The organism is Gordonia polyisoprenivorans NBRC 16320 = JCM 10675 (assembly GCF_000241325.1).
In the GTDB taxonomy this organism is placed as follows: domain Bacteria; phylum Actinomycetota; class Actinomycetes; order Mycobacteriales; family Mycobacteriaceae; genus Gordonia; species Gordonia polyisoprenivorans.
Genome location: NZ_BAEI01000009.1, coordinates 53,407 through 73,139, shown reverse-complemented (window position 1 = coordinate 73,139; position 19,733 = coordinate 53,407). Strand labels below are relative to the sequence as shown.

Here is a 19,733-nt window from a genome sequence, read left to right as displayed (position 1 = left end):
CGGTAGGGTGCACCGGGTGAGTTCGAGCGCACCGGCAATACCCGGAGTCAAGTCCGTCAACGCACGTCTGGCCGAAGAACTGGCCGTCGGGGAGCACCAGGTCGCCGCAGCCGTCGCGCTGCTCGACGAGGGCTCGACGGTCCCGTTCATCGCGCGGTACCGCAAGGAGGTGACCGGCAGCCTCGACGACGCGCAACTGCGCCTACTCGACGAACGACTGCGGTACCTGCGGGAACTCGACGAGCGCCGGGCCGCCGTGCTGGCCTCCATCTCCGAGCAGGGCAAACTCACCGACGAACTGAAGGCCGCGCTCGTCGCCGCCGACACCAAGTCGCGTGTCGAGGACATCTACCTGCCCTACAAGCCCAAACGCCGCACCAAGGCCCAGATCGCCCGAGAGGCCGGTCTCGAGCCGTTGGCGCAGCGACTGCTCGACGATCCCACCCTCGTCCCCGAGGACGTGGCGGCCGGATTCGTCGCCCCGGCGGACGGGGATTCCGCGGGTGTCGCCGACGCCGCGGCAGCCCTCGAGGGCGCACGTCACATTCTCATCGAACGGGCCGCGGAGGACGCCGAACTCGTGGGCGCCGTCCGCGAGAAACTGTGGTCGCAGGGCGCCCTGCGGACCGCGCCGCGCTCCGAGGTGGTTGCGAAAACGCCTGCCGGACAGAAGTTCCGCGACTATTTCGAGTTCTCCGAACCGCTGGAGAAGATGCCCTCGCATCGGGTGCTCGCCGTGCTGCGGGGTGAGAAGGAGGACGTGCTCTCGCTGGATTTCGATGCCGGCGAGGACGACGAGTACGAGGCGATGGTCGCGGCCACGCTCGGTGTCGACCGGTCGCATCCGGGCCCGGCAACCCCGTGGTTGTCGCAGACCGTGCGCTGGGCGTGGCGGACCAAACTGATGGTGTCGGCGGCCGTGGACGCCCGCGTCCGTCTGCGTCAGCGCGCCGAGCAGGACGCCGTCGCGGTGTTCGCGACCAACCTGAAGGATCTGCTGCTGGCCGCACCGGCCGGCGCGCGCACCACCCTCGGACTCGACCCGGGATTCCGGACCGGGGTGAAGGTCGCGGTGGTCGACGCCACCGGCAAGGTGCTCGACACGTGCGCGATCTATCCGCATCAGCCGCAGAAGCAGTGGGATCAGGCCAAGGCGACGCTCGGTGCGCTCATCGCACGTCATCAGGTGGAGTTGATCGCGATAGGCAACGGCACCGCGTCCCGTGAAACCGATGCACTGGCAACCGAACTCATCGCCGACATCAAATCGGCCGGTGCTGCGGTGCCGACCAAGGCGATGGTGAGCGAGGCCGGCGCGTCGGTGTACTCGGCCTCGGAGTACGCCTCGCGCGAACTCCCGGCCCTCGACGTGTCGTTGCGCGGCGCGGTCTCGATCGCGCGGCGCCTGCAGGATCCGCTGGCCGAACTGGTCAAGATCGAACCGAAATCGATCGGTGTCGGCCAGTATCAGCACGACGTCACCCCGGGCACGCTGGCGCGAAGTCTGGACGCGGTGGTCGAAGATGCCGTCAACGCGGTCGGCGTGGACCTCAACACCGCCTCGGTCCCGCTGCTCGCCAAGGTGTCCGGAGTGACGCCGACGCTGGCCGAGGCGATCGTCACCCATCGTGATTCGGTCGGTGCGTTCCGCAATCGCACGGCGCTGCTCGATGTTCCGCGACTCGGGCCCAAGGCATTCGAACAGTGCGCGGGCTTCCTGCGCATCCGCGACGGCGACGACCCGCTCGACGGTTCGGGCGTGCACCCGGAGTCCTATCCGGTGGTGCGTCGAATTCTCGATCGTTCGGGCATCGGCCTCGCCGAATTGATCGGTAACGAACGCACCCTGCGATCCCTGCGCCCGGCCGATTTCGCCGACGAGCGTTTCGGTGTGCCGACGGTGACCGACATCCTCGCCGAGTTGGAGAAACCCGGACGTGACCCGCGTCCGGCCTTCACCACCGCGACCTTCGCCGACGGTGTGGAGAAGGTCGCCGACCTCACGCCCGGCATGGTGCTCGAAGGTGTCGTCACCAACGTCGCCGCGTTCGGCGCGTTCGTTGATGTCGGCGTCCATCAGGACGGGCTCGTGCACGTGTCGGCGATGTCTGATCGCTTCGTGTCCGATCCCCATGAGGTCGTGCGTTCGGGGCAGGTCGTCCGGGTCAAGGTCCTCGAGGTCGACGTCGAACGACAGCGGATCGGCCTCACTCTTCGCCTGCAGGACGAGGTCTCCGGCGGTGGTGCGCGACGTGGCGGGGCCAAGGACGGGGGCGCGAAATCGCAGCCTCGAAATGCTCAGTCCGGCACCAAGAACGACCGTCGGGGTGGCAAGCCGAAAGACGACGGCCGACGGGGTGGCAACTCGCGTCGACGCGAGGCGGCCCCCAATGGCTCGATGGCACAGGCCCTGCGGGACGCGGGCTTCGGGCGTTGAGAAGCCGGTGACCGATGGATCGGGTGATCACCGTCAGTGCCGTTGTGCTGCGAAACGAATCGGGTGCCCTGCTGATCGTGCGCAAGGTCGGTAGCTCCCGGTTCATGTTGCCCGGCGGCAAACCCGAGCCCGGGGAGGCTCCGCGCGAGACCGCGATTCGTGAGTGCGCCGAGGAAACCGGTGTGCGGTTGCCTGCCCGGGACCTGACCGAGCTCGGGACCTTCACCGCCGCCGCGGCCAACGAAGCCGGATTCGCGGTGCGCGCCAACGTCTTCGAGTGCCGTCGCGTGGTTCAGGACGCCACTGCGGCAGCCGAGATCGCCGAACTGCGATGGCTGTCTCTCGACGACGCGGGGAGTACACGCACCGAGAACACGTCGGTGTCGTTGGCGCCCCTGCTCGTGGAGCAGGTGATTCCCGCGCTGCGCAGCCGGGATCAACCGTCGGCCGGCGACGTTAGTCTGAACTGATGCCGATCCTCAACAAGGACATGACCCTGTGCATCTCGCTGGCCGGCCGACCGTCGAACATCGGTACGCGCTTTCACAACTATCTGTATGACGAACTCGGCCTGAACTTCATCTACAAGGCGTTCACGACCGACGACATCGCCGGGGCGATCGGTGGCGTGCGAGCCCTGGGGATTCGCGGATGTTCGGTGTCGATGCCGTTCAAGGAGGCGGTCATCCCGCTCGTCGACGAGATCGAGGAGTCGGCGTCGGTGATCGAATCGATCAACACGATCGTCAATGACAGCGGTCGGCTGATCGCGTCGAACACCGATGTCGAGGCGGTGTCGGCGCTCCTCGAGAGCCACGAGCTCGATCGGGATGCCGCGGTGATGGTGCAGGGCTCGGGCGGGATGGCGCGGGCCGTCGTCGGGGCGTTCCGCAGTGCCGGGTTCGGCGACCTCACCGTCGCGGCGCGCAACGAGTCCGCCGGCTCGGCGCTCGCCGACAAATACGGGTATCGCCACATCAGTGCTCCCGCACCCGGTGCCGACATCATCGTGAACGTGACCCCGTTGGGGATGTCCGGCGCCGATGCGGACGCGCAGGCGTTCGACGATGCCACGATTGCCGCTGCCGCAACGGTGTTCGACGTGGTTGCCTTCCCGTCGGAGACGCCGCTGATCGTTGCCGCCCGGACGGCGGGGAAGCAGGTCATCACCGGAGCCGAGGTGATCGCGCTCCAGGCGGCCGGGCAGTTCGAGAAGTACACCGGAGTCGCGCTGACCGCAGAACAGGTCGCTCGGGCGTCGGATTTCTCTCGTCGCTGACGATCCTCATCGGTGCGACGGGTCTCACCGACGTCGCCAAGCTGAAACTCATTCGTGATCGCCACCGGTGTCGCCGGCACGTCGTACCTGATGTGATTGTCTCACCAGCACCACACATCACTTCTGTCACACCCATCGTTGTCATCGGAAACGGCGCAGCTCGTGTCAGAACGAACGCCGGGAGAACCACGATTCATGAACACTCGTCTTGTTCGACGTGCGCGAGTGGCGGCGGTCGCGATCGTCGTGTCGACCATGATGGTGGGCGGTGGCATTCTCGCCGGAACCGGCGCCGCGAACGCAGCACCCTGTGGCAACGGCGGCACCGGGTCAACCGGATCCTTGGGCTCCACCGGTTCACTGGGTTCGGGGTCGGCGGGCTCGGGATCACTGGGGACGGGATCAGGCAGTTCGAGCAATCCCAGCACAGGCCCGCAGGGGAATCTGCCTATCTATCGGGGACCGAGTACCAACACGGTCGCCTGGATCACCGGGCCGAAGAGTCCCGATCAGACGTTCTCGCGGTTCGGTATCTCCGGCACCGACCTCGGGATCAGCTGGGACAACGGTTCCGGGCAGACGCTGATGGCCTTCGGCGATACCTTCGGCGACTGCGCCGTGGCGGGGCAACAGTGGCGGCACAACGTGTTGCTCCGCTCCACCGATGACGACTTCACCGACGGGGTCAGCGTTCCCGACGCGGTACCCGGCGATCCCCGATCGGGCAGTGTGGTCGGCGCCGACGCCCCCAACTTCGCGACGCAGCTGATCCCGGCCATCGGGGTCAGTCAGGTCGAGGTCACCACCATCCCGACCACAGCCATCTCGCTGCCCGACGGCGACGGCGGCTACACGCAGTACATGAACTACATGTCGGTGCGGTCGTGGGGTGACGCGGGCCACTGGGTCACCAACTTCTCGGCGATCGCCTACTCCACCGACAACGGGCAGACGTGGGCCACCGACCCCAACACCATCCTGATCAACGCCCCGGTGACCCTCGCGCTCCCGGGTGCACTGCGTGAGGTCACCTACAACAACGGCAAGTTCCAGCAGAGCGCCTACTTCCGCGGCCACGGAGCCGATGCCGGCTACATCTACCAACTCGGTACGCCCAACGGACGATTCGGCGCCGCGTTCCTCGCCCGATTCGCGCCCGGGGACATCCGCAATCTCGAGAACTACGAGTACTGGACCGGCAGTGGGGCCGGACGTGGATGGAAACGCGACATCACCGCCATCCCCGACGACGGTTCGGCGCAGATCCTGCCGCCACCGGTCACCGAGGCGTCGGTCTCCTGGAGTCCCTACCTGAACAAGTACATGATGCTCGACGGGGACAACGGGATTCGTCTCCGGACCGCCGACCATCCCGAGGGCCCGTGGAGTGCTCCGACCTACCTGGTGCCGCCGGTCGCCGTCGTCCTGTATGGGCCGATGATCCAGCCGCACTCACCGGCGATCCTCGGTACCGGAAAAGATCTGTACTTCAACGCCTCCCGGTGGAGTGACTACAACGTCATGCTGCTGCACTCGGACCTGTCGAAAATCCCGCACTGACGCACGCGGACACGTGTCGCCGGTGCCGGGGTCAGTCGTCGGGTGTGGCGGCGTCGAACAATCGACGGAACAGATTGGTCTCGGCGAGGTCGACGAGCTCGTCACCACGACCGGACAGCACCGTGCGGATAGCGTACAACGTGAAGCCCTTGGCCTGCGCAGCGGTGATGGTCGGCGGGATCGACAACTCCTGGCGCGCAGTCGCGACGTCGAGGACGGCCGGACCGTCGTGGGCGAGGAACTCGCGCACGGCCTCATCCAACTCGCGGGGGTGTTCGATCCGTCGCCCGTAGATACCCAACGACTGTGCGACGGCGGCGAAGTCGGGATTCTCGAGGTCGGTGCCGTAGTTGACGAACCCGGCCGCCTTCATCTCCACCTCGACGAAATTCAGTGACGAATTGTCGAAGACGACGACCTTTACCGGAAGCCGATTCTGCGTCAGCGTGATCAACTCACCGAACAGCATCGTCAGTCCGCCGTCACCGGCGAGTGCGATGACCTGCCGGCCGGGCAGCGACGCCTGCGCGCCGACGGACTGCGACAGGGCGTTGGCCATCGATCCGTGCGTGAACGACCCGATCAGCCTTCGGGATCCGTTCATCGCGAGGTAGCGTGCGGCCCACACCACCGGCGACCCCACATCGGGGATGAACACCGCGTCGGGATCGGCGTACTTGCTGAGCAGCATCGTCAGATACTGGGGGTGGATCGGTGTCTTGCCGTCGTCGACGGCGAGTTCGTCGAGGGACGTCCGCGCCTTCGCATAGTGATCGAGCGCAGCACTCAGGTGGTCCGACGGCCGCTCGCGCGTCAGCAGCGGAGTCAACGCCGAGAGGGTGTCGGCGACGCTGCCGACCAGCCCGATATCGACGCGGGTACGGCGCCCGATCTGCTCGCCGCGGATGTCGAGCTGGATGATGGTCGCCTCGGTGGGGAAGAACTGCTGATACGGAAAGTCGGTGCCGAGCATGACCAGCGTGTCGCACTTCTCGATCGCGCGATAGCCCGAGGAGAAGCCGAGCAGCCCGGTCATCCCGACGTCGAACGGATTGTCGTACTCGAGAAACTCCTTGCCGCGCAAGGCATGCACGATCGGCGCCTGAAGCGCGTCGGCGAACGCCACCACCTCGTCGTGGGCGCCGGCCGTGCCCGCACCGGCCAGGATGGTCACCCGCTGCGCACCATTGAGATGCTCTGCCACCCGGCGCAATTGGTCGTCGGTGGGCCGAATCACGGTGGGAATCGCGCGGATCGGTGAACGATTCTTGCGGCGCGCGGTCTTGGCCACGAAGATCTCGCCAGGGACGATCAGGACGGCGACGCCACGCTGCTCCACAGCGGTGCGCATCGCGATGTCGAGAAGCCGGGGGAGTTGCTCGGGCGTCGAGACCATCTCGCAGAACGAACTGCACTCGGTGAACAGTCGCTCGGGGTGGGTTTCCTGGAAGTAGCCGCTGCCGATCTCGGCGGCCGGGATGTGCGCGGCGATGGCCAACACCGGCACCCGTGAGCGGTGGGCGTCGTAGAGGCCGTTGATCAGGTGCAGATTGCCCGGTCCACAACTACCCGCACAGACGGCGAGTTCACCGGTGAGTGCGGCGTCGGCCGAGGCCGCGAACGCTGCGGTCTCCTCGTGGCGCACGTGCACCCAGCCGATCGTGCCGTCTTTCCGCAGCGCATCTGTGAAGCCGTTCAACGAGTCGCCGGGGATGCCGTACACGCGCTCGGTACCCGAGGCCCGGAGAGTCTCGACGATTTCTGCAGCGACGGTGTGGGCCAAGGGATCTCCTCAGGTCTGGGTATCGGGACGTCGGGTGGGTCGGCCTCAGGTCGGTCGGAATCGGAGTCCGGCGACGGCGGTGCCGTTCCAGAGGGAATTGGAGATCTCGTTGTCGCGCACCGGGATCACCTCGCCGCCATGGTCGAGGACCGTCACCACGATGTCGGACAGTACATCGTGACCGGTGTCATCGACCGTGACCTCACCGGTTCGGGTGTCGATGCTACCCAGCACATCGACGGTGAAGTCGTAGAGCAATGTCGACACCGCGCCGGAGGTGGCGGCACGGCTGATGTCGGCCAGGTCGGTGGCCACCAGTCCGGACGAGACGCCGTCGGCGATGCGATCGAGAACGGCATTGTTTCGCTCTGCATTGAGCGTGGGCATCTCGGCGCGGATGGCTGCGTCGATGCGGTCGGCATGCAATTCGTCGGGTGCACCCGGGACGGCGACGACACGACGCGTTGACTCGACGTTGCGATACAGATCGAGCAGCGGGTCGGCGGCGAACAGGAACAACGGTCGCTCGCCGTGCGGATCTCGCGGCGCCAGTTCGGCTTTCACTGCCTCGGCCACGCGCTTGGCGTACTGTTCGAGCAGAACCTTCTTGCCTTCGTCGCCGACGAGACGGCGAACATGGCCCCGGTCACGGATCGTGGCGCGATTGGTGGCGTCGGCAGCATCGACGGCGTGCTCACCGCTGAGTTCGAGTTCGGTGGCCACGGTGGTCGCGGTGGCCTCCCACAGATTCCATCCGTTGGCAGAAAGCGTCAACCCGAAGGCCGATTGGCTCGCGGTGACCGCACGCACGATCTGTCCGAGATCGAAATACGAACCGACCTGGGACTGATTCTCCAACCGGTTGGGCAGGGCGAACATCTCGACCTGGTCGGGGGTCAGGAAGATCGCGACCGATCGCGACAAACGCCCCCACACCTCGTCGGAACGAACCTTCTCCCACTGCGCGCGCAGCGACTCCTCGACGGCATGGCGAATCCCGGTTTCCCGCAGGGTTCGGATGCCCTGGTCAAAGGCGCTCTTGGCGTTCAGATAGCTGGTTTCGCGCGCGTCCGGTGCCGGTGAGGTCTCGGCGTAGATCGTGATCGCGTTCTCGCGCGGTGCCCCGAGCTCCTTGAGATCATCGAGGGTCGGGAGGGTGAAGCGGGCCATGGTCCGTCCTTTCGGGTCGTCCGTACGGCTGCCTCCTCACTGTAACCACGACGTCGACTCACACGTGGGGATTCTGTCGGGTGATCACCGATGGGCCGAGTGTCACGGCACCGAGAGCGGTTACGCGCCTTCGTAATTCGCGGTCGGCGGTGACCACGGCGAGCTGTGATGTGTCGGTTCGCGCGACCACGTCGACGATCGCGTCATCACCCGAGCCGTCGGCGTCGACGACGGTGACCGACGCGGTCGAGGCGATGCCCCGCGCCCGGCCCTCGACGACCAGGACGATGTTCACGGGCCCCTCGAACCCTGCGACACCGGAGTCGGCGACGGCGGCGAGCCGGTCCCGCAGGCGTTCGGTGGCCCCGCGCCGGTCGCGCCACCATCCGTCGGGCACCGAACCGACGACGTTGGCCGCATCCACGACGAGGACCGGTTGTCCGTCGGCGGGGTGATCGATGTCGGGCTCGCTGCGTGGCATGTCCCATGCACTCACGACGACTCGCGCCGGTCAACCCGTGACGCCGAACGACCAGGTGAATGCACCATCACGCATGATTCGGCTACGGTCGAGACATGAGCCTCGCCATCGGCATGATCACCATCGATTCGCTGGACCCGGTACGACTCGGCCGGTGGTGGGCCGACGCGATGGGCGGCACCGTCGTCGCCGAGAACGAGGGCTACTTCGTGATGGTCTCCCTCGGCGAGGGCGCACCGACCTTGGGTTTCCAGAAGGTGGAGGATCCGACACCGGGCAAGAACCGAGTGCACCTCGACCTCACCGCCGACGACCGCACTGCTCAAGCACAACGACTCGTCGACGCCGGCGCCACACGCATCGGGGAACACGAGATCGACGGATTCGCGTGGATCACCCTGGCCGACCCCGACGGCAACCAGTTCTGCGTGGCCTCGGGCCACTGATCGCCACGCATCTCCACCGATGGGCTTCACCAAGGCGCAACTGCTCTCGCACCGCGACGAGCGGATCGACGACCTCCTCGGTCCCGGATGCCGACTGCTGTTCGTGGGGATCAACCCCGGGCTCTGGAGCGCGGCCACCGGCGCACACTTCGCCCGGCCGGGTAATCGCTTCTACCCGGCGCTGCACCGCGCCGGGATCACCGACAACGTGATCGATGCGTCGTCGGGCATGAGCGAGGCCGATCGCGCGGCTCTCCTGAACGCGGGGATCGGCATCACGAACGTGGTCGAGCGGGCCACCGCAGCGGCTGCCGACCTCTCCGCCGACGAATTGCGCTCGGGCGGGCAACGATTGCGCTCGACCGTTGCCCGGGTCGCTCCGCGGGTGGTGGCGATCCTCGGAATCACGGCCTACCGCACCGCATTCGGGCAGCGCACCGCAACGCCCGGACGACAGCCCGACACCCCGGACTGGGCCGGGGCGCAGCTGTGGGTGGTACCCAACCCCAGCGGGCTCAATGCCCACGAGACCGTGGACTCGCTGGCTCGGGCCTATCGAGAGGTCGCGATGGCCGCCGGGGTGGTCACCGACTGACGTCCTGCGATCGTCCGCCCTGCGATCGTCGCGGCGTCACTCGATGTCGCCCGACTGCATCACGCGAATCCTGGCGGAGAGCAACTGCACCTCAGGGCGTGCGGCGGCATAGCGTTCCACCGCATCGAGAATCTCCACCGCGTGCGCCCGGTCCGGAGACACGACGGCAACCCCGATTCCCGTGCGCCGGTGCACCTCCCGGTGATCGACCTCGGAGGCGGCCACGGCGAACCGCGATTTCATCTCGGCGATGATCGGTCGGATCACCGACCGCTTCTGCTTGAGGGAATGAACATCACCGAGCAGGTAATCGAACTCTGCGAAACCGATCCACATCGTGGGGTGATACTACGCCCCGTCTGCACGGACGCACCGCGTGGGGGAACGTCGGGGTGCGCACGTGCGGGAGATCACCAGGGCGCGCACAGGAATCATTCCGGCGAGCCGAGCAGGGTGGCCACGTGGTCGGGGACGTATTTCGACAACGATCGCGGGGGACGGTGGTAGTTGCCGGTCTCGATGGGATGCTTGGGCAGGTTGACCTTCGGACTCGGGACCTCGTGATACTCGATGGTCGAGAGCAGATGCGAGATCATGTTGAGGCGCGCGTGCTTCTTGATGTCGGATTCGACGACGTACCACGGGCAGATCGAGGTGTCCGTGTGGACCATCATCTCGTCCTTGGCGCGGGAGTAGTCCTCCCACCGGTAGACCGATTCGAGGTCCATCGGGCTCAACTTCCATTGCCGCACAGGGTCGTTCATCCGTGCTCGGAATCTGCGAAGTTGCTCGTCGTCGGAGACCGAGAACCAGTACTTGCGCAACAGGATTCCGTCATCGATGAGCATCTGCTCGAAAATCGGTGTCTGACGCAGGAAACGTGTGTGCTCCTCGGGGGTGCAGAACCCCATCACCTTCTCGACTCCGGCACGGTTGTACCAGGACCGGTCGAACAACACGATCTCACCCGGCGCCGGCAGGTGGGCGACGTAGCGCTGGTAATACCACTGTCCCCGTTCACGATCGGTGGGGGCGGGCAGTGCGGCGACCCGCGCGACCCGCGGACTCAGATATTCGGTCACCCGCTTGATGGTGCCGCCCTTGCCCGCGGCGTCGCGCCCCTCGAAGATGACGACGACCCGAGCGCCGGATTCGCGCACCCACTCCTGCAGTTTCACCAGTTCGGTCTGCAACCGGAACAGCTCCGCCTCGTACACCGAGGTGGAGATCTTGACCTTGTCCGGCTTGCCCTTCTTTGCCATGCGGATGAGCTTAGGCCGCGCACGGCTCCCATGCGCCCGACACGGCGGAGGTGGTCCTCACGCAGGCGAGAGTTTGGCCACGGCGTCGAGTTCACCCTCGAGTTCGGCGACGGAGGCATCGATCCGGGCTCGGGAGAAGTCGTTGATGTCGAGGCCCTCGACGACTTCCCAGCGACCGCCGACCGCCCGCGCGGGAACCGAGCTGACGAGTCCTTCGCGAATGCCGTACGCGCCGGTCGACGGCATCGCGACCGACGTCCAGTCGTCCCCGGCGGTACCCAGCACCCAGTCGTGGACGTGATCGATGGTCGCGTTGGCCGCCGAGGCGGCCGACGACGCCCCGCGCGCCTCGATGATGGCGGTGCCCCGGGTGGCGACGGTCGGGATGAAATCCTCGACGAGCCAGCGCTCGTCGGCGGCGATCTCGGCGCCGGGGGTGTCGCCGACCCGCGCGTGGAAGATGTCGGGGTATTGGCTTGCCGAGTGGTTGCCCCAGATGGTGACGCGACTGATCCGGCCGACCGGGGTCCCGGTACGCCGGGCGAGCTGGGCGATCGCACGGTTGTGGTCCAGTCGGGTCAGCGCGGTGAATCTCTCGGCGGGGACGTCGGGGGCGTTGGCAGCGGCGATCGCCGCGTTCGTGTTGGCCGGATTGCCGACCACGATCACCCGGATGTCCTGTGCCGCCACATCATTGATGATCCGACCCTGCTCGGCGAAGATAGCCGAATTGGCGGCGAGTAGTTCGGCGCGCTCCATCCCCTTGGTCCGGGGCCGGGCGCCGATGAGAAGCCCGAACCGGGCACCGTCGAACGCTTTGCGGGCGTCGTCGAAGATGTCGATCGACTCCAGCAGCGGAAATGCGCCGTCCTCGAGTTCCATGGCCGTGCCCTCGGCGGCGGTGACCGCGGCAGGCAACTCCAGCAGCCGTAGACGGACCGGGCGATCGTGCCCGAGCATCGCGCCGGCGGCGATGCGGAACAGTGAGGCGTAACCGATACTGCCGGCGGCTCCGGTCACGGTCACGACGGCGGGACTGACATCGGGCATGGTGGGTCCTGTCTGCGAGGGGTTGTCGGTGGTTCGGTGCTGCGCGGTACTCAGGGGTGATCTCGGGCCAGGACGACCACGGTCTCCGGGGTGTCGGCGGTGGCGGGTGCGGTCAACGTCAGGGCAGCGGCGTCGAGGTGCCAGACCAGCGGTTGGCCGGTGAAATGCGCCAGCCAGGCGTCGGCGCCCGCGCGCGGCGGCGGACACGCCATCATCGTCGATGCCAGTGCGCCGACCTGAAGCCTGGTGATCGGTTCGGTGCCGTGTGCGGAACCGGTGTGCAGCGCCGCGCCGCCCATGTGCCGATTGCAGCCGGCGGTCATCGAGATCCGCCCGGCGTCGCCGAAGGCGATCACCAGTGGTCCGCCGCCGGGGATCGCCGCGCCCGACACCGAGACCGAGGTGAACGACGAGCTCGCGGGCAGGGCCTGCGGCACGGATGGGTCGCCCGAGGCCGTATCCGGATCGCGCAGAACGGTGATCGCCACCGCGGCAGCCACGACGGCGAGGATCGCCGACATGGCGACGGTGCCGGAGACGGTGCTGTGTCGTGACCATGGGAAGACCACGAGGGCAACCGTAGTCGACGTGTTCTCCGCCTGCCGTTCTCGGCATCTGGCCGACGGCGATCGGCATGATGGATCCACCGTGCCACGGTGGGCGTCACAGCGGTGGCAGCGGCCGCGTACCGTGGACGGCGATTCGATCCGGGAACAACTGGTAGGAGAACGCTCGGTGGGAAAGCTGACGAACAGCATGTGGCGTTTGCTGGGGGCACAGAGTTCGCGGAACCAGTCCAAGTCGCTGAGCCTGCTCAAGGATGCCGAGGCACACACCGACTGGGCCGCCGACCTCGACGACGCGGACTTCCGCGCCGAGGCGGAAAAGCTCGACATCGGCGCCGATGGGGGAGATCGCGCGAAGTTCCTCGCCCTCGCCCGCGAGGCCGCCGACCGGTCGCTGGGTCTGCGGCCGTTCGATGTCCAGCTGCAGGGTGCGCTGCGCCTGCTCGACGGCGACGTCATCGAGATGGGTACCGGTGAGGGCAAGACGCTCGCAGGCGCTATCGCTGCGGTCGGATATGTCCTGGAAGGCCATCGCGTCCATGTCATCTCGGTGAACGACTACCTCGCGACCCGTGACGCGGAGTGGATGGCTCCGCTGTTCGCGGCCTTCGGCATCACCGTGCATGCGGTGTCGGAGAACTCGAGTCGTGCCGAGCGCAAGCAGGCCTACGACGGCGACGTCACCTATGGCTCGGTGAACGAGATCGGCTTCGACGTGCTGCGCGATCAGCTCGCGATCCATGCCGACGAACTCGTCTCGCCGACCCCCGACGTCGCGATCATCGACGAGGCGGACTCGGTCCTCGTCGACGAGGCGCTCATCCCGCTCGTCCTCGCTGGAACCGCTGATGTCGAGGTACCCGATCAGGCCATCCACGACGTGGTCGCGCGGATGAAGAACAAGCACTACGAGATCGACGTCGAGGGACGCAACGTCTCGCTCACCGACGAGGGTGCGGCCTTCGTCGAGGAGGAACTCGGCGGCATCGACCTCTACGACGAAGAGCACGTCGGCACGACCCTGGTCCACGTCAACGTCGCCATGCACGCCCACCACCTACTCGAGCGCGATGTGCACTACATCGTGCGCGACGGCGGAGTGCACCTGATCAACGCCTCCCGCGGTCGGGTGGCCCAGCTGCAGCGGTGGCCCGACGGCATGCAGGCGGCCGTGGAGATCAAGGAGGGCCTCGCCCAGACCGACTCCGGCGAGGTCATCGACACCATCACCGTGCAGGCGTTGATCGGCCGCTACCCGAAGGTGTGCGGCATGACCGGTACCGCGTTGGCCGCCGGTGAGCAGTTCCGACAGTTCTACGACCTGCGGGTCTCGCAGATCCCACCGAACACCCCCAACATCCGCAAGGATCTGCCCGACCGCGTCTACGACACCAAGGCCAACAAGGTGGAGGCGGTCGTCGCCTACGTCAAAGAGGTGCACGAGACCGGTCAGCCGGTCCTCATCGGCACCCACGACGTCGCCGAGTCCGAAGAACTCGCGTACTTCCTGGAGAAGGCCGGCGTGGGATGCGTGGTCCTCAACGCGAAGAACGATGCCGAAGAGGCCAAGATCATCGCCGAGGCGGGCACGAAGGACGCCGTCACGGTGTCGACGCAGATGGCCGGACGCGGCACCGACATCCGATTGGGCGGATCGTCCGACGACGAGACGGCTCGCGAGGAGATCATCGAACTCGGCGGACTGTGCGTGGTCGGCACCGGGCGGCACGACACCGAACGTCTCGACAACCAGCTGCGTGGCCGCGCCGGCCGTCAGGGTGACCCGGGGATGTCGGTCTTCTTCAGCAGCCTCGAGGATCCCGTCGTCACCAAGAATCTCTCGTTCAAGCGTGATCCCGTCGCGCAGTCCGAGGACGGGTCGATGGGATCGAAGGGAATCGACCTCATCGAGCAGGCCCAACGGGTGGCCGAGGGCGTGATGCTCGAATTGCACGCCAACACCTGGCGTTACAACCAGCTGGTGAATCAGCAACGCGAGATCGTGGTCAAACGCCGGATGGAGGTGTTGACCACCGACACCGCGCTCAAGGAACTCCGTGATCTCGAACCGGAGCGGTACGCCGAACTCACCGGAACCGCCAAGGCAGAGGGTGCGGCCGGGGGGGATGACAAGGCCGGGGCGGATGAGAAGGCGGCGGAGGTCGGGGAGACTGCAGGGGCCGCCACCGAGGACAGCGCGACCGAGGACAGTGCCGCCGCGGACAGTGTCACCGAGGCGAACACGACCGACCAGGCCCACGTGACCGACGCGTCCGACGTGACCGAGGAGAAGTCGCGGTGGATCCCCGTCGAGCCGCTCGCCGACGACGTGCTCGAGCAGGCGGCCCGCGAGATCATGCTCTACCACCTCGATCGCGAATGGGCCGATCACCTCGCCTTCGTCTCCGACGTCCGGGCGAGCATCCACCTGCGTGCGATCGGGCGGGAGAGTCCGCTCGACGAGTTCCACCGGCTCATCCTGGCCGAGTTCTCCGAGCTGCCGACACGGGCGATCGACAAGTCGCGCAAGACCTTCCGCGAGGCGGTGATCACCCCGGACGGGGTGGACCTGGGAGCCGCGGACCTGCACCGGTCGACGATGACGTGGACCTACATGGTTCACGACAACCTGTTCGCGTCCGGCGGCGCCAAGACCCTGCAGGGAATCATCGGTATCTTCCGGTGACCGGATCGGGGGGAGACGACGACGGCCCGGTGACGGCAGCGGCGCCCGGCGTCGACCGCGTCCTCACCGTGCCCAACGCGCTCAGCGTCTTGCGGCTGGTCCTCATCCCGGTCTTCATCTGGCTGGTGATCGTCGAGAAGGCCGACGGGTGGGCGTTCGTCGTGCTGTTCGTCTCCGGGGTCACCGACTGGCTCGACGGGAAACTCGCCCGGCTGCTCGACCAGTCGTCACGACTCGGCGAGCTGCTCGACCCCGCCGCCGATCGCCTCTACATCGTGGTCATCCCGATCTGTTTCGGGCTGCGCGACTTCGTGCCGTGGTGGTTGATCGGCGTCATCATCGCCCGGGACGTGCTGTTGTTCGCGAGCGCACCGCTGCTGCGTTCGCGCGGGCTGGTGGCGCTGCCGGTGCTCTACGTCGGCAAGGCCGCGACCTTCGCCCTGATGAGCGCCTTCCCGTGGCTGCTTGCCGGACAACTTGATTCGGTGATCGGCACCATCTGCTATCCGATCGGATGGGCCTTCCTGATCTGGGGCGTCGGAATGTATCTGTGGTCGTTCGTGCTCTATTGGGCCCAGACGATCATGGTGATGCGCATGATGCCGCGACTCGACCGCGTCTCCTCGGCCGCAGCGGGTTAAAGTCTCGAACGAACAGAAAGGGGGCACAGTGACCGAAACCAACGTGCCGGCCGAGTTGACCTATACGCCCGAGCATGAATGGGTCCGTCGGGTCTCGCCCACGACAGTCCGGATCGGGATCACCGACTTCGCCCAGGAGCAGCTCGGTGACGTCGTCTTCGTGCAGTTGCCCGACGTCGGGTCGGACGTGGAGGCCGGCGAGTCGTTTGCCGAGGTCGAGTCGACCAAGAGTGTCTCCGACATCTTCGGGCCCCTCAACGGGACGATCGCGGCCGTCAACGACGAACTCGAGTCGACGCCGGATCTGGTCAATTCCGAACCCTACGAAGCCGGTTGGCTCGTGGAGATCGCGGTCGAGGAATCCGGCGAACTCGACGCACAACTGGGCGACCTGCTCGACGCCGACGGATACCGGCAGGTCATCGACGGCTGAGCGGCGACACGGCGGCATCGCGTCGGCCTCGCCCCGAGGGACGGCAGCCGGCCCGATCCACCGGATACGCGGTGGCGTAACGCCGAAACGCTCCCCAACGGTCGTGGTCGGCGGATCCGGGCGGCTATGATCAATCGGTGTCTGCCGGGTCTGATGGGTCGGGGTCGGCGCGAAACGGTAGGTTGGATTCGGGCGCCGACAGGTGCGACCGAACCGACGCCCCGTGCGTCGGGTACCCGGTTCCCCGACCCGCTTCGGACGCGGCCGAGCGCCTCGACGGCGCCGCGATCGACAACAGCGCACTTCGGACGACGAAGGAGAGATAGTGAGCGATAACGACAAGGACTTCGAGGCGCCCGTGGAGACCACGTCGGTCTTCCGCGAGGAGTTCATCAACGAACTCGACTCGGCCGGCACCTCGAGTGAGCCCGCCGACACCGGGGTCGAGCGACTCTCACCCGGCACGGCGCTGCTTGTCGTCAAGCGTGGTCCGAACGCCGGATCCCGGTTCCTGCTCGACCAGGCGACCACGTCCGCGGGCCGCCACCCCGACAGCGACATCTTCCTCGACGACGTCACCGTGAGCCGCCGGCACGCCGAGTTCCGGCTGTCCGACGCCGAGTTCCAGGTCGTCGACGTGGGCAGCCTCAACGGCACCTACGTCAACCGCGAACCGGTCGACACCGCGACGCTGAGCAACGGCGACGAGGTCCAGATCGGCAAGTTCCGGCTCGTATTCCTGAGCGGCCCGCGCGACGGTTCCGCTTCCTAGGCACGTGCCGGCCTCCCCAGCAGGGCAGCGCGGCGACGGACCGATGTCCATCGGGTCGGTCCTCGCACTGCTGCGTGAGGACTTTCCCGACGTCACCATCTCCAAGATCCGATTCCTCGAGTCCGAGGGATTGATCAGTCCGGAGCGTGCACCGTCGGGCTATCGCAGATTCAGCCAGGCGGACTGCGATCGACTGCGCTTCGTGCTGACCGCGCAGCGTGATCGCTATCTGCCGCTGAAGGTCATCAAGGAGCAACTCGACTCGATCGATCACGGCAACGACGGGTCCACCGGCAACGGCACGCGGTTGCTGTCGTCGGCTCGCTCGGCGGTGGCGCCGGCCACCGACTTCGGTTCCCGCGCGGACCGGGTGTCACGGGAGTCGTTGATCGAACGCACGGGTGTGGACTCGGCGTTCGTGACCGAACTCCAACGCAGTGGCCTGCTGACGCCCGGCCCCGCCGGGTTCTTCGACGAGGACGCGGTGCGATTGGTGGAAGCCGCTGCGGCACTGGCGAGCTACGGCGTCGAGACACGACACCTGCGCGCGTTCAAGGTCTCCGCCGACCGTGAGGCCGGGCTGGTCGCCCAGATCGCCAGCCCGATCGCCAAGGGCAAGGGCACCGGTGCCCGCGATCGCGCCGAGGAGTTGGTGCGCGAGATCGCGGCCCTCTCGGTCACCCTGCACACCCAGCTGGTCAAGGCTGCCGTGCGGGACGTCTTGGACTGACGTCGGCGTTCTGACGCCCGGCCCGATCGTCCGGTCGGACCGACTCGACCTTCGTGTGGCGGCGGTGCGGTGTAGCGTCGAGAAGGACCCATCGGGTCACGAGAGAATCGGTTCCGTCGTCATCGGGTGGAGGTGCATGACATGAGCGAAATGCGCGTGGTCGGTATCCGCGTCGAGCCGCCACAGAGTCAGCCCGTGTTGTTGCTGCGTGAGGTCGACGGCGCACGATATCTGCCGATCTGGATCGGGCAGAGTGAAGCCGCGTCGATCGCGCTGCGGCAGAAGGGGATCGAGCCGCCGAGGCCGTTGACCCATGATCTGATCGTGAACCTCATCGAGGAGTTCGGGCAGACCCTCGTCGAGGTACGCATCGTCGACATGCAAGAGGGCACCTTCTACGCCGAGATGGTCTTCGCCAACGACCTCCGGGTATCGGCGCGCCCATCGGATTCGATCGCGGTCGCCATGCGTGCCGAGGTCCCGATCATCGCCGACGAGGAGGTCCTCGCCGAGGCGGGTCTGCTCATCCCGGACGAGGACACCGACGAGGCGCCGAACGAGAAGGACGACGAGGTCGAGAAGTTCAAGGAGTTCCTCGACAACGTCTCACCCGACGACTTCAAGGCGAGCGGCGGCGCCTGATCCGCGTGAGGCGATCGGTTTCGCCATCGGCGGGAGCGACACATCACGGATCGGCAACCGTCTGGTCTCCGTCTGCCTCCATCTCAAGTAGAGGTTGAGCCTCCTGGCGCGTCGCGTTGATTCGGAGTCGTCGGCAGGCATAGCGTCAGTGCCGGATCGCCGCAGGACATCCGTGGCGAGCAGGACATCGATCGGCGCGCGGGCGCGTACAGTAGACCACCGAGGGTGGCCGACTAAGTGCATGCCCGTCCGACCGGTTCTCAAGGTGTGGCGAGGAGTCTGCAGTGGGCGATCAGCCGATGGACAACGGTGCGAGCGGGGATCGTGGCGCGCCGCGAACGGCGACGCAGGGAAGCCTGGAGGACATCGCTCCCGGCCTGTTCCCCAACGACACGGTGCCCGACGAGCTGATCGGCTACCGCGGCCCGAGCGCCTGCCAGATCGCCGGCATCACCTACCGTCAGCTCGACTACTGGGCACGGACCTCGCTGGTCGTCCCGTCGATTCGCGGTGCCGCCGGGTCCGGCAGTCAACGGCTCTACTCGTTCAAGGACGTCCTGGTCCTCAAGATCGTCAAACGTCTGCTCGACACCGGGATCTCGCTGCAGAACATCCGTGTCGCGGTCGACCACCTGCGTCAGCGGGGGGTCGAGGACCTCGCGCGGATCACCCTGTTCTCGGACGGGACGACGGTCTACGAGTGCACCTCTGCCGAAGAAGTCGTCGACCTGCTCCAGGGTGGTCAGGGCGTCTTCGGGATCGCGGTGAGCGGAGCCATGCGCGAACTCACCGGCACCATCTCCGACTTCCCCGGTGAACGGGCCGACGGCGGCGTCACCGAGACCGCTCCGGAGGACGAGCTCGCCGCACGTCGCAAGAGCCGCACGCGCCGCACCGGATAGCCACCTCGTGGCGCGCTGCACCCGGCGGGGTTACCCGACGGTAGACTGGGCGGGCGCCGCTGCATCACGGGAGAGCGTCGCCGTCCACGCCTCGGATACGAGGTCACGCGGTGACCGCCGAAGGAGCAATACCTCTCCGTCAAACTCTCAGGCACCCGGACCGTGATGGACGACGGCGTCTCTGGAAAGTGACGAGCCACTCGTCCGCCCACGGTGAAAGGCCAGACGCGTCGGTGACGCCGCGTACGGCCGAATCTCTCAGGCGCCGGCCGGATCTGCGATCCGCGGCATGACAGAG

The 19,733-nt window shown here is 66.8% G+C and carries 20 protein-coding genes and 1 riboswitch; of the genes, 13 read left to right on the top strand and 7 right to left on the bottom strand.

Annotation, left to right across the window (positions count from 1 at the left end; genetic code table 11):
• The first annotated feature begins 7 nt into the window (after positions 1-7).
• The 4 genes from GOPIP_RS03135 (at position 8) to GOPIP_RS03120 (ending at position 5,276) form a co-directional block, all read left to right on the top strand.
• Positions 8-2,437: a Tex family protein gene (locus GOPIP_RS03135; protein ID WP_006368092.1), complete on the top strand. Its 2,430-nt coding sequence runs from the start codon at positions 8-10 to the stop codon at positions 2,435-2,437.
• A 14-nt stretch (positions 2,438-2,451) separates the two neighbouring features.
• Positions 2,452-2,907 (top strand): NUDIX hydrolase, encoded by a 456-nt coding sequence (locus tag GOPIP_RS03130; RefSeq protein WP_006368091.1) that lies wholly within the window; start codon positions 2,452-2,454, stop codon positions 2,905-2,907.
• Positions 2,907-3,716 carry a shikimate 5-dehydrogenase gene (locus tag GOPIP_RS03125; RefSeq protein ID WP_006368090.1) on the top strand — a complete coding sequence of 270 codons (810 nt, stop codon included), beginning with the start codon at positions 2,907-2,909 and terminating at the stop codon, positions 3,714-3,716. The genes GOPIP_RS03130 and GOPIP_RS03125 overlap by 1 nt, the downstream gene beginning before the upstream one ends.
• A 195-nt stretch (positions 3,717-3,911) precedes the next feature.
• Positions 3,912-5,276, top strand: a complete 1,365-nt coding sequence (locus GOPIP_RS03120) for a glycoside hydrolase family 183 protein (RefSeq protein WP_035727006.1) — start codon at positions 3,912-3,914, stop codon at positions 5,274-5,276.
• 31 nt (positions 5,277-5,307) lie between these two features.
• On the opposite strand, the gene poxB is transcribed toward GOPIP_RS03120, so the two are convergent.
• Genes poxB through GOPIP_RS03105 form a run of 3 tightly spaced genes read right to left on the bottom strand, consistent with a single transcriptional unit; the run spans position 5,308 to position 8,710 of the window.
• Positions 5,308-7,059 (bottom strand): ubiquinone-dependent pyruvate dehydrogenase, encoded by a 1,752-nt coding sequence (gene poxB, locus GOPIP_RS03115; RefSeq protein WP_006368088.1) that lies wholly within the window; start codon positions 7,057-7,059, stop codon positions 5,308-5,310.
• Positions 7,060-7,104: 45 nt separating this feature from the next.
• A complete protein-coding gene (locus GOPIP_RS03110) occupies positions 7,105-8,229 on the bottom strand; it encodes a baeRF11 domain-containing protein (RefSeq protein ID WP_006368087.1) in 1,125 nt (374 codons plus the stop codon).
• Positions 8,230-8,287: 58 nt separating this feature from the next.
• Positions 8,288-8,710, bottom strand: a complete 423-nt coding sequence (locus GOPIP_RS03105; RefSeq protein ID WP_006368086.1) for a PIN domain-containing protein — start codon at positions 8,708-8,710, stop codon at positions 8,288-8,290.
• Positions 8,711-8,805: 95 nt separating this feature from the next.
• On the opposite strand from GOPIP_RS03105, the gene GOPIP_RS03100 reads away from it, so the two are divergent.
• Both GOPIP_RS03100 and mug read left to right on the top strand, forming a co-directional pair.
• Positions 8,806-9,156 carry a VOC family protein gene (locus GOPIP_RS03100; protein ID WP_006368085.1) on the top strand — a complete coding sequence of 117 codons (351 nt, stop codon included), beginning with the start codon at positions 8,806-8,808 and terminating at the stop codon, positions 9,154-9,156.
• 19 nt (positions 9,157-9,175) lie between these two features.
• Entirely contained in the window at positions 9,176-9,751 is a 576-nt protein-coding gene (gene mug / locus GOPIP_RS03095) for a G/U mismatch-specific DNA glycosylase (protein ID WP_006368084.1), read from the top strand.
• 36 nt (positions 9,752-9,787) lie between these two features.
• Here mug and GOPIP_RS03090 read toward each other — a convergent pair whose 3' ends face one another.
• The 4 genes from GOPIP_RS03090 to GOPIP_RS03075 form a co-directional block, all read right to left on the bottom strand.
• A complete protein-coding gene (locus GOPIP_RS03090) occupies positions 9,788-10,087 on the bottom strand; it encodes a DUF503 domain-containing protein (RefSeq protein WP_006368083.1) in 300 nt (99 codons plus the stop codon).
• Positions 10,088-10,182: 95 nt separating this feature from the next.
• Entirely contained in the window at positions 10,183-11,013 is an 831-nt protein-coding gene (ppk2, locus tag GOPIP_RS03085) for a polyphosphate kinase 2 (RefSeq protein WP_006368082.1), read from the bottom strand.
• A gap of 57 nt (positions 11,014-11,070) precedes the next feature.
• Positions 11,071-12,063, bottom strand: a complete 993-nt coding sequence (locus GOPIP_RS03080) for a malate dehydrogenase (RefSeq protein ID WP_006368081.1) — start codon at positions 12,061-12,063, stop codon at positions 11,071-11,073.
• A 50-nt stretch (positions 12,064-12,113) separates the two neighbouring features.
• Positions 12,114-12,632 carry an META domain-containing protein gene (locus GOPIP_RS03075; protein WP_006368080.1) on the bottom strand — a complete coding sequence of 173 codons (519 nt, stop codon included), beginning with the start codon at positions 12,630-12,632 and terminating at the stop codon, positions 12,114-12,116.
• Between the two features lie 166 nt (positions 12,633-12,798).
• Here GOPIP_RS03075 and secA2 point away from each other — a divergent pair, with 166 nt between their 5' ends.
• From secA2 to GOPIP_RS03040, 7 genes are all read left to right on the top strand, one after another.
• Complete coding sequence (gene secA2, locus GOPIP_RS03070; RefSeq protein ID WP_006368079.1) at positions 12,799-15,315, top strand: accessory Sec system translocase SecA2; 2,517 nt, start codon at positions 12,799-12,801, stop codon at positions 15,313-15,315.
• Positions 15,312-15,956: a CDP-alcohol phosphatidyltransferase family protein gene (locus tag GOPIP_RS03065; RefSeq protein WP_006368078.1), complete on the top strand. Its 645-nt coding sequence runs from the start codon at positions 15,312-15,314 to the stop codon at positions 15,954-15,956. The genes secA2 and GOPIP_RS03065 overlap by 4 nt, the downstream gene beginning before the upstream one ends.
• 28 nt (positions 15,957-15,984) lie before the next feature.
• Positions 15,985-16,389 carry a glycine cleavage system protein GcvH gene (gcvH, locus tag GOPIP_RS03060; protein ID WP_006368077.1) on the top strand — a complete coding sequence of 135 codons (405 nt, stop codon included), beginning with the start codon at positions 15,985-15,987 and terminating at the stop codon, positions 16,387-16,389.
• Between the two features lie 322 nt (positions 16,390-16,711).
• Positions 16,712-17,161 carry a glycogen accumulation regulator GarA gene (gene garA, locus GOPIP_RS03055; RefSeq protein WP_035727025.1) on the top strand — a complete coding sequence of 150 codons (450 nt, stop codon included), beginning with the start codon at positions 16,712-16,714 and terminating at the stop codon, positions 17,159-17,161.
• Positions 17,162-17,204: 43 nt separating this feature from the next.
• Complete coding sequence (ftsR, locus tag GOPIP_RS03050) at positions 17,205-17,891, top strand: transcriptional regulator FtsR (protein WP_006368075.1); 687 nt, start codon at positions 17,205-17,207, stop codon at positions 17,889-17,891.
• Between the two features lie 141 nt (positions 17,892-18,032).
• Positions 18,033-18,533 carry a bifunctional nuclease family protein gene (locus GOPIP_RS03045; RefSeq protein ID WP_006368074.1) on the top strand — a complete coding sequence of 167 codons (501 nt, stop codon included), beginning with the start codon at positions 18,033-18,035 and terminating at the stop codon, positions 18,531-18,533.
• A gap of 284 nt (positions 18,534-18,817) precedes the next feature.
• Positions 18,818-19,435, top strand: a complete 618-nt coding sequence (locus GOPIP_RS03040) for a MerR family transcriptional regulator (protein WP_006368073.1) — start codon at positions 18,818-18,820, stop codon at positions 19,433-19,435.
• Between the two features lie 57 nt (positions 19,436-19,492).
• Positions 19,493-19,608: riboswitch (glycine riboswitch) on the top strand.
• Positions 19,609-19,733 lie beyond the last annotated feature (125 nt).

What these genes read in the sequence shown, in the direction of transcription:
- GOPIP_RS03130 (WP_006368091.1), top strand. Translation starts at nt 2,452, where the DNA reads ATGGATCGGGTGATCACCGTCAGTGCCGTTGTGCTGCGAAACGAATCG.
- GOPIP_RS03125 (WP_006368090.1), top strand. Translation starts at nt 2,907, where the DNA reads ATGCCGATCCTCAACAAGGACATGACCCTGTGCATCTCGCTGGCCGGC.
- GOPIP_RS03120 (WP_035727006.1), top strand. Translation starts at nt 3,912, where the DNA reads ATGAACACTCGTCTTGTTCGACGTGCGCGAGTGGCGGCGGTCGCGATC.
- GOPIP_RS03110 (WP_006368087.1), bottom strand. Translation starts at nt 8,229, where the DNA reads ATGGCCCGCTTCACCCTCCCGACCCTCGATGATCTCAAGGAGCTCGGG.
- GOPIP_RS03105 (WP_006368086.1), bottom strand. Translation starts at nt 8,710, where the DNA reads ATGCCACGCAGCGAGCCCGACATCGATCACCCCGCCGACGGACAACCG.
- GOPIP_RS03100 (WP_006368085.1), top strand. Translation starts at nt 8,806, where the DNA reads ATGAGCCTCGCCATCGGCATGATCACCATCGATTCGCTGGACCCGGTA.
- mug (WP_006368084.1), top strand. Translation starts at nt 9,176, where the DNA reads ATGGGCTTCACCAAGGCGCAACTGCTCTCGCACCGCGACGAGCGGATC.
- GOPIP_RS03090 (WP_006368083.1), bottom strand. Translation starts at nt 10,087, where the DNA reads ATGTGGATCGGTTTCGCAGAGTTCGATTACCTGCTCGGTGATGTTCAT.
- ppk2 (WP_006368082.1), bottom strand. Translation starts at nt 11,013, where the DNA reads ATGGCAAAGAAGGGCAAGCCGGACAAGGTCAAGATCTCCACCTCGGTG.
- GOPIP_RS03080 (WP_006368081.1), bottom strand. Translation starts at nt 12,063, where the DNA reads ATGCCCGATGTCAGTCCCGCCGTCGTGACCGTGACCGGAGCCGCCGGC.
- ftsR (WP_006368075.1), top strand. Translation starts at nt 17,205, where the DNA reads ATGTCCATCGGGTCGGTCCTCGCACTGCTGCGTGAGGACTTTCCCGAC.
- GOPIP_RS03045 (WP_006368074.1), top strand. Translation starts at nt 18,033, where the DNA reads ATGAGCGAAATGCGCGTGGTCGGTATCCGCGTCGAGCCGCCACAGAGT.